Source organism: Thermodesulfobacterium sp. (assembly GCF_030445475.1).
Lineage (GTDB): Bacteria > Desulfobacterota > Thermodesulfobacteria > Thermodesulfobacteriales > Thermodesulfobacteriaceae > Thermodesulfobacterium > Thermodesulfobacterium commune.
On sequence record NZ_JASUTP010000033.1, the window covers coordinates 1 to 14,903 of the forward strand.

Genomic DNA, 14,903 nt, shown 5'->3' on the forward strand with positions numbered 1-14,903 from the left:
TTTTAGGTTTTATGTTATCATTAATTTAAAAAATATTAAAAATTTTTATTATGCCTCTAAAATATTTTATTAAAAGACACAATTTATATTCTACTCCCATATTAAGTGTAATCAGACATTTTTTCATATTTTAGATGAATTTTCTATATCATCCAGAAAGAGGGCTTCTTGAAGAAAATATTGATTGCTTTAGTTTTAAACAACCTTTTCTTTTTTCGTTTTTTCTTCATACATTCTTTTGTCGGCAATTTCTATTAACAGTTTTATTATTTCCTGAGTTGGCATGTTGATATTTTCTATATCATCAGGAAAGATTGAAATGCCATAACTAAAAGATAGATTAAACTCTTTGAAAATTTCCTCTATATTCTGCCTTAAAGCATTTATTCTTTTTGTTGGGTCTTCGTTAGATTCCAATAATACAATAAATTCATCTCCACCATATCTTGATATGATGTCATATTTTCTAAAATTTGCAGTTAATATCTCAGCCACTTCTTTTAAAACGTTATCACCCTTGTTATGTCCATATGTATCATTAATCAGTTTAAAGTTGTCAAGGTCTATAAATATAAGAAAAAGTTTATTGTTTTTGTTTCTTTTTAATTTTTCAATCAATTTTGCTAAATAATCTTTAAGATAATATCTGTTATACAACCCTGTAAGTTCATCTTTGATAGCCATTAAATAAGTATCTTTTAATTTTTGTTCTTTTAAAGATAAAATGGAATCATATTTTTTGGTAATTTCTTCTAAAAGATTTTGTAGTAGTCTTATTTTTATTTCCTCTCTCATCTTTCCTTCATCGCCAACAAGATAGATGTTTCATTATAAAACTTTAGTTTTTTAAAATGTTTGTCTGGCCCTATTTCTCCAAAGGTAAAGAATCCAAAAAGATTACTATTTAAAGTTGAAACATAAATTTCTATTTCTTCTCTTTGCCTTTCTTCTAATACATATTGCCTTGCTGTGCAAGAAAAGTCAAATAAAATCTCACAGTATTCTATTCTTTCCTTTACTTTTTTTGCAATTTTAAAATTTTCCTTTAGAAGTTCTTCAGGTGTAGCAAAAGAAAGTTTTAATTTTTGACCTTCCTTTATTGGACCGAAAAACTCTACATAATCTTTTGCAACTTTTTTAAATGTTCTGAGAGTTGCTACATATCCTTCTTCATCATCAAGTATGTAAATAGGTATATACCATAAATATCTTATATCAAAATTATCTATACCCTTCATAAATGATCGTGTAATATCGCTAAAATTTCTATTATCATCTACTAAGTACAGTTTGTAATCTTTAGCTTTTTTTATTTCGTAAGTAACTCCATAAGGTTTGAACCCAAGGGCTATATCTATCGCAAAATCTATGTTTGAAAGTGTTATAATTACAAAACCATTTTTTATGATTTTAGAATCAACAAATTGATATGATAAAACCTCTCCGTTAGCATCTCTATGTCCAGAAGATACACCTCCAATTATGTTATTTACTGGTTGATAGTTTATAAATTGAGATACCTCTTCTATAAATGTCCCAAATCTTTTTTTATTACCTAATCCTCCGATAACGATATGAAGCTTATCTGGATTTGAGTTGAAATAGTTTGCAGTTTTTATAACTGCATCGTCCTCGTCAATATCTTCTAAATAAAAAATTTCTACTTTACCAGTTCTTTCAAATTTTATAACAGCTACAGAAATGCCTTCTACTATTTCAGTGTCGCAAAAAGAGTGAATAGCGTGGAACCCTAAGTATTTTTCTGTGTTAAAAACTTTTTTTATATAGTAGTTTATATCAATATATGGGTAGTCAGGAGATATAGCAAAGATTAAAAAATCATAGCTGTCAAAATTTTTATCTATCTGATTCTTAATATCTTCTAATGCAAATAGTAAGGTTTTTTCTTGACTTTTAAATACTTGTGTTTTCATGTCTTTTTAATTAAAGAAAGGATCAACTCAAACATTATAATATAGTAAATAAATAGAGCAAGGCGCCAAATTTAAAGAGTTATTAAATGGTACTTTGCTATTTTTCCTGCAACAATTTTATTTTCCAAACTTTCTAAAAAGCTTATAACTATAATTTCAACCCTAACCTTTCTTTATTAAGATTCTTGGTTTATAAGTTTTTAACTCCGATAAGAAGATTGTTTGGCGATTGTATTGAGGGTCTGGCTATAAGCTATACTGTCCTTGAGATAGATGGAGTAATCCCAGAATACAGTGCATCAGAAATAGATTATAACCAACGCTTGCAATAAAACTTTTTTGGTATTATCTCGTTATAACCTAATTGCTTTAATTTATTAATAAAGTAAAATCATAGAATATGGACTACCTCTGGTTGGTGATATTTTTTGTTGGGTTGGTGGGGGTTTTCTGGTATTTTTATGCTAACTTAAGAAAATACGTAGACGAAAGATTTTCCTGGGTTCAACAAAGGTTAGAAAACATCTCAGAGCCATTATTTTCAGTCAAAGAAAGGATGTCTGACCTCCAGGAGATTAAAAAGGACCTTACCAAACTATACATAGCAGAAGAGGTGCTTAAGGGTTTAAGTGAGGATGTAGCTAAGCTTAACGCTATATTTTTAAGTAGGAAGTCAGGTAAAGCTGGGGAAAGGGCTGTAGAAGAAGTTTTAGCTCTTTTACCTCCCAATCTACTTGTCAGAAATCTTAAGATGGGGGCGTCGGAGGTTGAGTTTGCCTTTGTTTTAAAAGACGGGAAGTATTTACCTATAGATTCAAAGGTTACTTCTCCAGAGATTCTTACTAAAGAAGAGCTTACTGAAGAAGAGTTAAAAGAGGTTATAAAAAGGATTAAGAAAAGGGCTAAAGAGATCATAACTTATACTAAAGACGAAAAGTCTGTGGGATTTGCCGTAATGACTGTCCCTGACAGGATTTATGATTTTTGTAAGTCCAAACTGTTAGAGGAGTTAGAAAAAGATAAAGTCATCCTTGTGCCTTATGGTTTACTTTTGTCTTTTTTGATGTTTGTGTTTTTCTTTTGGGAAAGGTTTGGACAGGTGATAGAGGCTTCAGATTTTTCTGGATTTATAGTAAAGTTAGAGAAAGGACTATATGAAATGGAAAAGGACATAGAACAACTTTTTAAAGAACTTCGCTCGGTGGAAAATCTATCTCATCGGGTTAGAAATAATCTTTTCTTCTTAAAAAGAGAGTTAGAAAAAACCAAAATAAGCTCTGTTTAAGGTAAAATTTTTAGGTGAGAAGGAGGTATCTTGGAAAAAGTTTTGGAAATTCCTATCATAGGGATGACCTGTGCTGCCTGTGTTAAAAGGGTTACTGACCTGCTTTTGAAGGTTCCTGGCATAAAACAAGCAACGGTAAACTTGATCACAGAAAAGGCAACTTTAGAGGTTGAAGAAGAAAAACGTCTTGATTTAAAGGCTATAAGGAAGGCACTACAAAAAGGAGGGTATGATTTAGGGGTTCAGCGGGTGGTTTTTAAGATAGAAGGATTATCCTTAGGAGACCCTAAAAAAATCGAGAAAGAACTTTTAAAGGTTTTAGGTGTGGTAGAAGCTTCAGCCAACCAGGCAACAGAAGAGCTGACTTTAGACTATGTCCCTACTCTGGTAGAACCAGAAGACCTCAAAAAAAGACTTGCCAGCTTAGGTTATGATCAGGCAGTTGTCTTGCAAGGAGAGGTAGAACTCTATGAAGAGGTCTTTAGAAAAAGAGAAGAACAGGAGTTAAAGAAAAAATTTTTAATTAGTGCGATACTCACAGGTTTTATCCTTTTAGACATGGTAACCCATGTTTTGGGGCATGTTGGGAAAAGAAAGGTTTTTAACTATGTGCTTTTTGGTTTGACAACTCCAGTGCTATTTTACGGAGGTAGTAGGTTTTTTAAGGCTGCAGCCAAAGGGCTTAGGCATCTTTCTTTTGACATGAACACCTTGATTGCCCTTGGAGCAGGAGCAGCGTATTTATATAGTTTTGTAGCAACCTTTTTCCCTCAAGTTTTCTTAGCCTCTGGGCAGACTCCTCAGGTTTATTATGAGACAGCAGCGGTAATCATTACCCTTATCCTTTTTGGACGGTTCCTTGAGGCAAAGGCAAAATATAAAACTACAGAGGCTATCAAAAAACTTGCCTCTCTTCAGCCATCAAAAGCCAGGATTATCAAGGACAACATGGAAAAAGAGGTTTCTATAAAAGAGGTTCAAGTAGGATACCTGGTCTTGGTTAAACCTGGAGAAAGATTTCCGGTAGACGGAGAAATTGTAGAAGGTATAGGGTTGGTAGACCAGGCTGTGATTACTGGAGAAAGTTTGCCTGTAGAAAAAAGGGTAGGGGATAAGGTTATAGGAGGCACAGTAAACCTTACAGGAAGTTTTAAAGTAAGGGTAACCCATGTAGGGAAAGATACAGTCTTAGCTCACATCATAAAATTGGTTAGAGAGGCTCAGGCTACCAAACCTGCCATACAGAAACTTGCCGACAGGATAGCCTCTGTGTTTGTGCCTTTGGTCATAGCGATTGCGCTGGTTACTTTTCTGGTATGGTTTGGGTTAGGATATGGACTAACCTTTAGCTTAATGAATGCTATTTCCGTTCTGGTAGTAGCCTGTCCTTGTGCTTTAGGTCTTGCTACCCCGACAGCTATTGCGGTGGCTACAGGAAAAGCTGCAGAAGAAAACATCCTTATCAAAAACCCTGAAGCTTTAGAGTATGCAAACCGGCTAAATTATGTAGTATTTGATAAAACAGGTACCCTTACCTATGGGCAGCCGGTGGTTAAGAAGATGGAAGTTTTCTCAGGCTGTTCTGAGGAAGAGGCTATCTTTTTTGCCGCTTCTGCGGAAAAGAATTCAGAGCATCCCTTTGGAAAGGCTCTGGTAGAGTTTGCCAGAAAAAGAGGGTTAAAGGTGGAAGAACCTGATGAATTTTACTATTTGCCTGGAAAAGGGGTGGTAGCCCAATTAAAAGGTAAAGAGGTATTGGTTGGGAATAGACGGTTTATGGAAGAGGCTGGCTTAGCTTTAGATGAGTTTGAGCGATTTTTAAGCGAAGGTAACATAGAAGGAATTTCTTATGTGCTGGTAGCTGTAGACGGAAGGCTTTGTTCTGCTTTTTGGTTTGAGGATAAGGTTAAGGAAGAGGCCTTGGAGGTGTTGCAAATCCTTAAGAAAAAAGGTATTAAGGTAGGGTTGCTCACAGGAGATGCCTGGCAGACAGCTAAAGAGGTGGCTAAAAAACTTGAGGTTGATGAGGTTTGGGCTGAGGTTTTGCCTCAGGAAAAGGCATTAAAAATAGAAGAATTAAGAGAAAAGGGAAATATTGTTTCTATGGTAGGAGATGGGGTAAATGACGCTCCAGCCTTAGCTAAAGCTCACTTAGGTGTGGCTATAGGGTCAGGCACAGAGGTTGCCTCTGCTACCGCAGACCTTATTTTGATAAAAAACGACCTGAGAGATCTTTTAAAAGCCCTTAGATTATCTGAAATAACCTATAAAAAGATAAAACAAAATTTCTTCTGGGCCTTCTTTTATAACCTTATTCTTATTCCTGTGGCTGCAGGGGTGCTTTATCCTTTCTCAGGACTTCTTTTAAAGCCAGTTTTTGCCTCAGGGGCTATGGCTTTTAGTTCACTTTTTGTGCTTATAAATTCCTTAAGTTTAAAAAAGGTAAAACTATAAAATTTCAGCAGGAGGGAGAGTAGATGAAGACCTATAGCTTAAAAGTGGAAGGAATGACCTGTCCTCATTGTGAAATGACCATAGAAAATGGGCTCAAAAAGATGTTTCCAGACCTTATTTTTGTTAAAGCAGACAGAAACAACAAAGAGGTAACCTTAAAGTCTCTTAAAGAAATGGACTTAAACGCAGTTTCCCAGGCTATAGAAAAGCTCGGATATAAAGTGGTGGAATAAGGAAAAAGATTATCCTTTTTTCTTTCATCTACCTTTGGTAGCAGAACTTTCTTCGGTCTTTTTTCTGCATCTTACCTTGGTTTTAGGTTGGGTTTCACAGGCTGAAGAGGGGCTTGTTTCTTGAGGACCTTCCTTAGAAATTAAGCCATACTTTTCTAAAACGATCCTTTCAGCCTCTAACCAGTTGTCTAAGTCCCTACCAGGAATACATCCACTTTTTACATAAAGCTCATAAGCTACCTTTCTGATTTCCTCTTCTAAGGCCTTTCTATCCATACTTGCCTCCGGTGGTAAAATTTGTTTATTTATGTATAAAATATTTTAAAAACATTATTTTTAAAATCAATAGAAATAACCTGGAAAAAAAGATAGTGTTTCATTAATTGTGTCTAGATTTTAGGGTTAAAATTTTAGGGTTAAGGGGCTCTCCCCTCCTGGTAAAAATGATAAAGTTAAACTCAAAATTAAGAAGAAGGTTAGAAGGTTTGTTTATAATTAATCAATTAGAGTGGCTAATGAAGGATATCTTGATGAGGGCTAAGATGATATAGGTATTTTCAGGGGTGGATTCAGTTTGCAAAGTGGTATATTTGGTATTGTTGAAAAATATCTAATTTTAGGAGGGAGGTCTTTTACCCCCACATTGGTAGACACAATTAAAGTATAATTTTGTTACATTTAAACTTTAGAATAATATATGACATTTTAATTTTGGACTTACAAGAGCAGGTTAAAAGGGTTTGACAAAAGGGTTAATGAGTTTAAAGTTAGGGAAGAAGTGGGCTTTTAGTAGAGTAAAAATTCAACAAAATTGAGAGGTAAAAAGATGGAAGCTTCGAGAAAAGAACAGGTCTGGAAAATTGCTAAGTTTATGAGAGAGCATGACAGGGTTGCCGTTTGGTTAGAGGTAGATTTGATAGAGGTAGACCTTGGGTATGCGTTAATAGGGATGAAGGTTAGAGAAGACATGCTTAATGCAGCTGGAGTGTGTCAGGGTGGAGCTATTTTTTCTTTGGCAGATTTTGCTTTTGCCGTTGCTTCAAATTCTCACGGAAAGTTGGCTTTAGCTATTTCTTCTTCCATCTATTTCCCTTCTTCTGCTAAGGTAGGAGAGTATCTTTATGCTGAGGCTAAGGAGTTAAGTCTTACTAAGAGGACAGGAGTTTATGAGGTAAAGGTTTTTGAGAAAGAAAAAGGCAGGTTGGTTGCAATTTTTACTGGGCAGGTTTACCGGAAAGAGGAGGACTTAAGGGGTTTAATATCTGAAAAAATGTAGTATATTTTAATCTAAGGCTATTGGGGCCTGTGCGACGGATCCTGGTGAACCCCGCCAGGCCCGAAAGGGAGCAACGGTAGCCAGGCTCTCCGGGTGCCGCAGGTCCCCAATAGCCCCTTTTTTGAATTAAAATAAGGAGGCGTGAGGAGGCTGGTGCCTCTCCCGGGCTTCAAACCCGGTGCGCCCCCAAAAGGGGTGGGTGGGTTCAATTCCCATACGCCTCCGCCAAAGAACCTTTATAAAATAAAATGTCTTTTTTCTTTAAGACAAAACTGCATCTTCTAAGTTTATTTTTAATTTTTCTTCTGGTGTTTCCTCCGCAGATAGCTCAAGCCCTTATTTCCTTAGAAGAGGAAGAAAAAATCGGTAAAGAGGTTTTGGCTGAGCTTGTCAAAGAAGTCGAGTTTATAGATGATTTAGAGTTAAACCTCTACATCAACACCATAGGAGAGGTTCTTAAAAAACAAGGTGTAACCTTTTCTCCGTTTGAATTCAAGTTTTTTCTAATCAATGATTCCAGTTTTAATGCCTTTTCTGTACCTGGAGGATATATTTTTATCAACTCTGGTATTTTTAACAGCATCGAGTCTGAAGACGAACTTGCCGGGATTATGGCACACGAAATGGCTCATAACCTATGTCGGCATATCGCAAGAAGGATCGAAGACATAAAAAAAATGCAAGTATTAGTTACGGCAGCCACGTTAGCAGGCCTACTTCTTGGAGGTGAAAAAGCCGCAGCTCTAAACATAGCCTCAGCGGCTATCGCTCAAACCAAACTTCTTGCCTACAGTCGGGCTGACGAAGAAGAGGCTGATAGAACCGGTTTTCAAATCATAACCAAAGCTAACTATAATCCCTGGGGTATGGCAACGGTTATGGAAAGACTTTCTAAACAAGGTAACTTAGCCATAGAGCTTGAGTATAAATATCTTTTAACCCACCCGTTGCCTCAAGAAAGAGTGGCCTATCTTATCAGCCTTGCTGAGAGGTATACCTCTGATCAATCTCCTAGGTCTTTGGTTGCCCAAGATCCAGATTATTTTAAAAGACTGGTTATCAGAGCTCAGGTTCTTTCTAAAAAGAAAGACCTGGCATCTTGGATAACCAACCTGAGGGCAGTCCTCAAAGAAAAGAACGCCCCCTGGATAAGATACACCTTAGCTTTGGCGCTAAAGGAACAAAGATATTTTAAAGAGGCCCTGGTTGAGCTGGTTAAGGCCTTGCAGGAGCTTCCTTTTAAAACCTATTTTCTTTTAGACTTAGCCGAAATATATTTAGCCTCAGGAGAACCTGAACAAGCCTTAAAGATTTTAACCCAAATCCCTTCTTTTACTCCTTCTAAACCCTATGAAAAGATTTATTTTACTAAATTAGAGTATCTAAGAGCTTTAGCCTTAACAGAAACAGGGGATCCTCAACAGGCTTATGGTATTATGCAAAAACTTTTAAACCTGCAGGCTCTTAATTATGACCCATACTTTTTTTATAACTTGGGTAAGGTTGCCTCTCAACTTAACAAGATGGGAGAGGCCCATTTTTATTTTGGTAAACATTACCAGCTTAAAGGGGATCTAAAACCAGCCCTTTATCACTACGAAAAAGCCCTTTCTTTTTTATCTAAAACAGATAAAATGTATTTAGAGGCTGAAAAAAACATAGCACAAATAAAAAACAAAAAGTAAGAGGGTGGTTGATGGCAGAAAATTTTTCTTCTATCAGAAAGCACAGTATCAAGATTAAAAAGCCGTTTAAGATTTTATACAGGGAAAAAATAGTTTGCCCTAACTGTCAAAACAGTGAAGATTTCTATGAGGTGATTGAAAACGCAACCATCTTTATTTATTACCTGCAAAACGAAGACGGAAGTTTAGAGGCGATAGAAGAAGAAATTGAGGTGTTAGGCCCGGTTAAGTTTTTCTGTGCTAACTGTAATACCGAACTTACTCAACTGAGAAATAAATAAAAGTATGCGTCCCTATTATATCATTTTAAGCTATCAAGCCTTTAGAAAACATTTTTCTGAACTAAAAGAAGGAGACCTTGTCGGGATAAGACTACCTTTAAAAAGGGAAGAACACGGGCTTGTTGCAGACCTCATATACCGAAAAGTAGAGGCTTTTCCGTCTTTTTTAAGTCAGCTTTTATGCAGTTCTAAAACCCTTCAGGCTGAGATTTTAAGAGATTTTATGCTTCCCTTTACTTTTGTAATCAGAGATAAATCTTCTCTTCTTGCAAGTTTGGCTAAACTTTCTCGCGGGGAAGGGTTTACCAAGTTTATCACCAAAGACGATCAGGCAAACTGTGGTTTAGGAGTAAAACTGTGGAATTCTTTGGAAGAGATTTTTAACGTAGCAGGCACTCAGGTTTTACCTTTCCCTTTTGTTTTACAACCCTTTTTCCCTAACATCCGGGACATCCGGGTGATTATTTTGGGAAATTTTTACGTAGAAGCCTATGAAAGAAAGAATGAACTTAATTTTAGAAAAAACATTTTTTGGGGTGGTATTGCAGTCCCTTATCAACTTTCTGATGAGGAGATCTCTTTTTGTCATAAAGTGATGGAAAGAGGAAAATTTCCATATGCTCACCTTGACCTTATTTATATAGATGAAGAGGGACCCTATCTTTCTGAGATCAACCTTAAAGGTGGAATTAAAGGGGCTAAACTTTCTACAGAGAAATATAATGAAATCATAAGCACCATCCATCAAGAATTTTATAAAAATTGGGAAAAAACCTATAACCCGGTTCTTTATCTTATGCCTTAGGATTTCTTAAAAACTTATTTAGAGAGTTCAACTTTAAGGGCTTTCATGAAACTCTTATAATCTTTAGCCCCAAAAAAGGCTGACCCCATGACTAATATATCTGCCCCGGCGTCAGCAATCTTTTTTGCGTTTTCAAGTTTTACTCCTCCGTCAACCTCTAACAGGGTATTTAGCCCTTTTTCTTTTATCAGAGTTTTAGCCTTTTTTATTTTTTTCAGGCAAAAGGGAATAAACTTTTGCCCTCCAAACCCTGGGTTTACCGACATGATAAGCAGTAGATCCAAATCTTCTAAGAGGTCTTCTATCAGAGAAAGAGGCGTTGCAGGGTTTAGCGCTACTCCAGCCTTAGCCCCTGCCTCTTTAATCTGCCACACCGTGCGATGGAGGTGTATAGAGGCCTCAACATGAACTACCAGATAGTCTGCCCCAGCTTTTACAAAATCATTTACATAGCGTTCAGGAGACACGATCATCAGGTGTACGTCAAGAGGAAGGTTGGTGGAGTTTTTTACAGCCTCTACTACAAGGGGGCCTATGGTAATGTTTGGCACAAATTGACCATCCATAACATCTACGTGGATAAGGTCTGCTCCTGCCTCTTCTGCCAGTTTTACCTCTTCTCCCAGTCTTTTAAAATCAGCCGACAAGATAGAAGGAGCTATTAAAACCATATTTTCTCCAGTTCTACAAGGTTTTTAGATTTTCTAATAAAAACTCCTTTACTATTTTTTCCCAGCTGAGTTTATTTTTGTATTCTTCGGCTTTTTTGGCAAGGATTTCTCTTTCTTGCCGGTTTTTAGGTATTTTAGCAAAAATTTCTTCTGCTTTACTTGCCAAAACAAATTCTTCTAACCCAATTCTTTGCTCATCAGTCAAGTTTTTTAGTCTGGATAAACTAAATTTTTCTCCTACCGAAATAAAATCAACTCCATAAAAGGGCTTGAAATCTTTTTCAAAGGTTTTTTCAAGAAAGAAATACACCCCACAAGAGGTAGAAGGAACAGCAAGTCCACCAAAAGGAAGTACCTCGATGTGGGCTATACCAAAAGGTTCATAAATAGACATTCCCAGCTCAAGGTCAGAGGCAAGCCTTAAGTCTATCGTTTCTAAGGCATCCTTTCCCATAAAAGGACATTTATAGTTAGAAAAACCTACCTGGTTGATAAAAAGGGCTTTTAAGTTTTTAGAGGTTTTATTAAACTGCTCTACCCAGCGGTAAATCTCTATTTCGTATCCGATAAGGTCAGGCCATCCCTCTCGATGTTCAAACGGCCAAGGATAAGATTTTACCATTTTTTCTACTTCATGAGGGGGCCTTCCTTGGACTACTAAAGAAGAAAGTAAGATGTAAACTCCTTTAAGGTTATGTTTAATAAAAAGTTCGTCTAAATAGCTTAGAAGGATAAAATCCCTCCATACACCTTTACTCTTAACTAAACGACAAACATGAGTAATCAAAATGTCAGGGACAAAACCATAATAACAACTAAGCCATTTACCTATCTTTTCTTTAGAGATTTCTTTTCTGTCAAAATCTATATGGTCTGAAGAAATCCCGTTATAGACTAATTTTACTTTTTGTTTTTCTGTTTCTGGGCATAAAAAAAGATATTCTTCTACCACCCAATCGCTAACCGCAAACACGGAGTCAACCCTTTGTGCAAGCTTAACCAGAGGGGTTCTATACCAGTCATCTTGAGGCCCAAAGACATCTTCTAAAGAAAGATTTTCTTCTTTAGCTTTTTTAAGGATGTTATAAAAACTTATGTCTCCTCCACCTAAGTTTTCTACCAACCTTCTTACTGGTGCTACCTCGTGGGCATAAAAAATCCTTTTGTGTTTTTGAGGATGATAATCAGGATGAAGCTCTACACTTAAAAGGGATGGCATACCCATGTATTCATGTCCAAAAAACACTAATTCTTTAGCTGAGGGAAAAAGCAGGTTTATTAAATCTAAAAAAGGAAGGGCAATCCTAAAGTACTGTTCATAATCCCAGTCTGCTTCATAACGGTCTGAAGCCAAACCAAATTTTTCCCAGAAGAGGTACTTATAGAAGTTGACAATCTCTTTTTTTATATGAGTTATATCTACAAGAAGTATGTCTACCGTGACTTTATTTTTAGGGTTTAGCTCATTAACCACCCTCCTTTTCCCATAAACCACATCTATGTTATATTTTTCCAAAATAGGATTAAATTGTATTCCAAAATGTCCTGTATCGTAGTTATCTTTGCTACTATAAAAAACTATTCCATCTTTTCCCAAACGGCTGCTTGGAGAACCCAGATATTCGAAAAGAGGCCCGTAGAGAAGGGTTTTATCAAAGTATGATAGGTAGGAAGGAGAGGTGCACAGGTTGTTTATTACCTCTCCTATCCCCCCTATTTTATACAAGGCTTCATGGGTTATGTGAACGGCTACCCGCATTAATTTTTATCATACCACAAAAACCCTAAAATCAAACTTCTTGTCTTAGTTCTTGAGCTACCTCTACCATGTTTTTAAGGGCAGGTATTACCTCTTCCCATTTTCTGGTTTTTAGACCACAGTCTGGGTTTATCCATAAGAGTTCTTTGGGAAGGATTTTTAAGGCTCTTTTGACGATTGCTTTCATTTCTTCTTTATCTGGTATGGCTGGGGAATGGATGTCATAAACCCCAAGGCCTACTTGTCTATCCCAACCTGAGAAGGTTTCAAAGGCCTCGATAATTTCTCCTTTGCTTCTTGAGGCTTCTATAGAAATGACGTCAAAATCCATTGCAGCGATGTAGGAGATGATTTCGTTAAACTCTGAATAGCACATATGGGTATGGATTTGAGTTTCTGGAAGGGCCTTAGCACACAGTCTAAAGGCCTTTACCGCCCAGGTAAAGTAGCTATCCCAGTCTTTTCTTTTAATAGGAGCACCTTCTCTAAAAGCTGGTTCGTCTATCTGGATAATTTTTATCCCAGCCTTTTCTAAGTCTTTAACCTCGTCAAACAAGGCAAGGGCTATTTGATAGGCTATCTGCTCTTTAGGGAGGTCTTCACGGTAGTAACTCCAGTTTAAGATGGTAACCGGACCAGTAAGCATTCCTTTTACCGGTTTTTGGGTAAGACTCTGAGCATAGGTAATTTCTTCTAACGTCATAGGCTCTTTTCGCCACACATCTCCATAGATAATAGGAGGACGATAAACCCTTGACCCATAGGAAAGTACCCATCCTTCCTTAGTAGTAGCAATCCCTTCTAATTTTTGGGCAAAAAATTCTACCATGTCAGTTCTTTCAAACTCTCCATGGACCAAAACATCAAGCCCAAGCTCTTCCTGTAGTTTAATAACCTCGGCTATTTTTTGCCGGATAAAATCTTTATACTCATCGAGGCTTATTTCTCTTTTGTTAAACTTAGCACGCATCCTCCTTACTTCTTCTGTTTGAGGAAAAGACCCTATGGTAGTTGTGGGGAAAATAGGAAGGTTAAGGCGTTGTTGTTGAAGTTTTATCCTTTCCTGATAGGGAAGGTCTCGGATAAAGTCTTGTTCTGTAAGATTAGAAATTCTAGCTTTTACCTCTTCGTTTTGACCAAAAGAGACCTGTAGTTTGTCTTTAGACTCAGCTATCAAACCTAAGGCCTCTAAGTCTCCTTCTACGCCTCTTTTTAGGAGATTTAGCTCTGTTAATTTTTCTTCAGCAAAGGCGAGTTTATTTTTAAGTTCTATAGGTAGGAGGTCTTCTCCTTCTAAAGAAACCGGGAGATGAAACAGCGGACATGAATTGGTTATCACTAAATTTTGATTGATCTTCAAGAGAAATTCTATTTCTCTAAGTTTAGCCTCTAAATTAGCCCTCCAGACCTGCCTTCCGTTGATGATACCAGCTATAAGTATCTTGTCCTCTGGGAACCCAAGTTGTTTTAGGTTGTTAAAGTTTTCTGCATTAGACACCAGGTCCAAACCTAACCCTTTAACCGGTAAATCTATAAAAGCCTGGTAATCAGAAACACTGTCATAGTAGGTTAAGACCCAAAGGTCTGTAAAACCTGAAAGCTTTTCGTAAACCTTTTTAACCAACTTCCATTCCCAAGGTTCCAAATCCATCACTAACGCTGGCTCTTCAATCAAAACAGCTTGGGGTCCAACCTCCTTAAGAGTCTTAAGAATTTCTTGATAAACCGGGACAAGATGTTCTAAAATTTCTTCAAAAACCTTGGAATCGGTGATTTTTTCTACGGTTATCCCTTCTGAAGAAGTTTTAACCAGTTTGGCTAATTTTAAAAAGGTAAAGGGACCTACTAACTTAGGGAGGGTGTTAACCCCAAAATTCTGATAAAAAAGAAAGTCTTTAAGCGGAAAGTTTTCAAAAAGGGAAAAATCTTTGGTTTCTATCTCTGGGACAAGATAATGATAGTTGGTGTTAAACCATTTGGTAAGCTCAAGGGCTTGTTTACCTTTAGCCATTTCAAAATAAGTTTTAAGACCCTGATAAGGTTGAAATCTACCTGGAATAGCACCCACCATTATGGCAGTATCGAGGATAAAGTCGTATAGAGAAAGTTCGTTGGAAGGGAAAAGGTCCACGTTTTTTTGATAAATTTTAGCTCTTTCTAATTTTAGGTTGTTAATTCCTTCGTAAAAAGCCTCTTCTTCAAGGGTTCCTTTCCAAAAGTTTTCAAGCAATTGCTTAAATTCCCTTTTTTTCCCTAACTTGGGAAAACCATAAGCCAAAGTTTGCATAATCATCCCTCCTGCAATTTTGGTGTTTAGAGATTTAAAAATCTGGATAGATAAAGATGAACGGAGATAAAATGATTTTAAGGTGGTGTTTTAGTCATAGATATACCCCCCTCGAGGTTTTTAGAGGCTGGATAGGTCTTCCGGCTTCCGGATCAACCTACTTGCCGCACCTTCCCAGTGCCTTTCGGCACCAGTGGTCTGTCGGCTAAAGGCTGTTGGCCTTTAGCCCAAGG

14 protein-coding genes, 1 tRNA gene and 1 other RNA gene are annotated in these 14,903 nt (G+C 36.9%); 10 read left to right on the top strand and 6 right to left on the bottom strand.

Annotation, left to right across the window (positions count from 1 at the left end; all coding sequences use genetic code 11):
- Nucleotides 1-195: 195 nt before the first annotated feature.
- A complete protein-coding gene (locus PWP26_RS07610; protein ID WP_287568740.1) occupies nucleotides 196-795 on the bottom strand; it encodes a GGDEF domain-containing protein in 600 nt (199 codons plus the stop codon).
- The gene (locus tag PWP26_RS07615) at nucleotides 792-1,934 is read right to left on the bottom strand and encodes an FIST C-terminal domain-containing protein (protein WP_301399341.1); all 1,143 of its coding nucleotides are present in this window, start codon (nucleotides 1,932-1,934) and stop codon (nucleotides 792-794) included. The genes PWP26_RS07610 and PWP26_RS07615 overlap by 4 nt, the downstream gene beginning before the upstream one ends.
- 185 nt (nucleotides 1,935-2,119) lie before the next feature.
- Between PWP26_RS07615 and PWP26_RS07620 the strand changes: the two genes are divergently transcribed.
- The 4 genes from PWP26_RS07620 to PWP26_RS07635 all read left to right on the top strand — a co-directional run bounded on the left by PWP26_RS07620 (nucleotide 2,120) and on the right by PWP26_RS07635 (nucleotide 5,906).
- Complete coding sequence (locus PWP26_RS07620) at nucleotides 2,120-2,266, top strand: hypothetical protein (RefSeq protein ID WP_156095586.1); 147 nt, start codon at nucleotides 2,120-2,122, stop codon at nucleotides 2,264-2,266.
- A 68-nt stretch (nucleotides 2,267-2,334) separates the two neighbouring features.
- Entirely contained in the window at nucleotides 2,335-3,219 is an 885-nt protein-coding gene (gene rmuC / locus PWP26_RS07625; protein ID WP_273019229.1) for a DNA recombination protein RmuC, read from the top strand.
- A gap of 30 nt (nucleotides 3,220-3,249) precedes the next feature.
- A complete protein-coding gene (locus PWP26_RS07630) occupies nucleotides 3,250-5,673 on the top strand; it encodes a heavy metal translocating P-type ATPase (RefSeq protein WP_301399342.1) in 2,424 nt (807 codons plus the stop codon).
- Between the two features lie 23 nt (nucleotides 5,674-5,696).
- On the top strand, nucleotides 5,697-5,906 hold the full coding sequence (locus PWP26_RS07635; RefSeq protein WP_273019227.1) for a heavy-metal-associated domain-containing protein: 210 nt from the start codon (nucleotides 5,697-5,699) through the stop codon (nucleotides 5,904-5,906).
- 24 nt (nucleotides 5,907-5,930) lie between these two features.
- On the opposite strand, the gene PWP26_RS07640 is transcribed toward PWP26_RS07635, so the two are convergent.
- The gene (locus tag PWP26_RS07640; protein ID WP_273019226.1) at nucleotides 5,931-6,182 is read right to left on the bottom strand and encodes a DUF2934 domain-containing protein; all 252 of its coding nucleotides are present in this window, start codon (nucleotides 6,180-6,182) and stop codon (nucleotides 5,931-5,933) included.
- A 550-nt stretch (nucleotides 6,183-6,732) separates the two neighbouring features.
- On the opposite strand from PWP26_RS07640, the gene PWP26_RS07645 reads away from it, so the two are divergent.
- The 6 genes from PWP26_RS07645 to PWP26_RS07670 all read left to right on the top strand — a co-directional run bounded on the left by PWP26_RS07645 (nucleotide 6,733) and on the right by PWP26_RS07670 (nucleotide 9,953).
- Nucleotides 6,733-7,182 (top strand): hotdog fold thioesterase, encoded by a 450-nt coding sequence (locus tag PWP26_RS07645; RefSeq protein WP_038062286.1) that lies wholly within the window; start codon nucleotides 6,733-6,735, stop codon nucleotides 7,180-7,182.
- An 18-nt stretch (nucleotides 7,183-7,200) separates the two neighbouring features.
- An RNA gene (ffs, locus tag PWP26_RS07650) (signal recognition particle sRNA small type) lies at nucleotides 7,201-7,297 on the top strand.
- Nucleotides 7,298-7,317: 20 nt separating this feature from the next.
- A tRNA-Sec gene (locus PWP26_RS07655) sits at nucleotides 7,318-7,410 on the top strand.
- Between the two features lie 20 nt (nucleotides 7,411-7,430).
- Nucleotides 7,431-8,867: a M48 family metalloprotease gene (locus PWP26_RS07660; RefSeq protein ID WP_301399343.1), complete on the top strand. Its 1,437-nt coding sequence runs from the start codon at nucleotides 7,431-7,433 to the stop codon at nucleotides 8,865-8,867.
- Between the two features lie 11 nt (nucleotides 8,868-8,878).
- A complete protein-coding gene (locus tag PWP26_RS07665; protein ID WP_273010486.1) occupies nucleotides 8,879-9,148 on the top strand; it encodes a hypothetical protein in 270 nt (89 codons plus the stop codon).
- 4 nt (nucleotides 9,149-9,152) lie between these two features.
- Nucleotides 9,153-9,953 (top strand): RimK family alpha-L-glutamate ligase, encoded by an 801-nt coding sequence (locus PWP26_RS07670; RefSeq protein ID WP_273010485.1) that lies wholly within the window; start codon nucleotides 9,153-9,155, stop codon nucleotides 9,951-9,953.
- 14 nt (nucleotides 9,954-9,967) lie between these two features.
- Here the strand turns inward: PWP26_RS07670 and rpe are convergent, their stop codons facing one another.
- From rpe to metE, 3 genes are read right to left on the bottom strand one after another with little or no spacing between them, the layout of a single operon-like run.
- Complete coding sequence (rpe, locus tag PWP26_RS07675) at nucleotides 9,968-10,624, bottom strand: ribulose-phosphate 3-epimerase (RefSeq protein ID WP_273010484.1); 657 nt, start codon at nucleotides 10,622-10,624, stop codon at nucleotides 9,968-9,970.
- A gap of 13 nt (nucleotides 10,625-10,637) precedes the next feature.
- Nucleotides 10,638-12,383, bottom strand: coding sequence for a hypothetical protein (locus PWP26_RS07680; RefSeq protein ID WP_301399344.1), 1,746 nt, complete (start codon nucleotides 12,381-12,383; stop codon nucleotides 10,638-10,640).
- A 31-nt stretch (nucleotides 12,384-12,414) separates the two neighbouring features.
- Complete coding sequence (metE, locus tag PWP26_RS07685) at nucleotides 12,415-14,670, bottom strand: 5-methyltetrahydropteroyltriglutamate--homocysteine S-methyltransferase (protein WP_301399345.1); 2,256 nt, start codon at nucleotides 14,668-14,670, stop codon at nucleotides 12,415-12,417.
- Nucleotides 14,671-14,903 lie beyond the last annotated feature (233 nt).

Excerpts from the sequence above, each read along its gene's own strand:
- rmuC (WP_273019229.1), top strand. The coding sequence starts at position 2,335 with ATGGACTACCTCTGGTTGGTGATATTTTTTGTTGGGTTGGTGGGGGTT.
- PWP26_RS07670 (WP_273010485.1), top strand. The coding sequence starts at position 9,153 with ATGCGTCCCTATTATATCATTTTAAGCTATCAAGCCTTTAGAAAACAT.
- PWP26_RS07680 (WP_301399344.1), bottom strand. The coding sequence starts at position 12,383 with ATGCGGGTAGCCGTTCACATAACCCATGAAGCCTTGTATAAAATAGGG.
- PWP26_RS07665 (WP_273010486.1), top strand. The coding sequence starts at position 8,879 with ATGGCAGAAAATTTTTCTTCTATCAGAAAGCACAGTATCAAGATTAAA.
- PWP26_RS07615 (WP_301399341.1), bottom strand. The coding sequence starts at position 1,934 with ATGAAAACACAAGTATTTAAAAGTCAAGAAAAAACCTTACTATTTGCA.
- metE (WP_301399345.1), bottom strand. The coding sequence starts at position 14,670 with ATGCAAACTTTGGCTTATGGTTTTCCCAAGTTAGGGAAAAAAAGGGAA.
- PWP26_RS07640 (WP_273019226.1), bottom strand. The coding sequence starts at position 6,182 with ATGGATAGAAAGGCCTTAGAAGAGGAAATCAGAAAGGTAGCTTATGAG.
- PWP26_RS07635 (WP_273019227.1), top strand. The coding sequence starts at position 5,697 with ATGAAGACCTATAGCTTAAAAGTGGAAGGAATGACCTGTCCTCATTGT.
- PWP26_RS07610 (WP_287568740.1), bottom strand. The coding sequence starts at position 795 with ATGAGAGAGGAAATAAAAATAAGACTACTACAAAATCTTTTAGAAGAA.
- PWP26_RS07645 (WP_038062286.1), top strand. The coding sequence starts at position 6,733 with ATGGAAGCTTCGAGAAAAGAACAGGTCTGGAAAATTGCTAAGTTTATG.
- rpe (WP_273010484.1), bottom strand. The coding sequence starts at position 10,624 with ATGGTTTTAATAGCTCCTTCTATCTTGTCGGCTGATTTTAAAAGACTG.
- PWP26_RS07660 (WP_301399343.1), top strand. The coding sequence starts at position 7,431 with ATGTCTTTTTTCTTTAAGACAAAACTGCATCTTCTAAGTTTATTTTTA.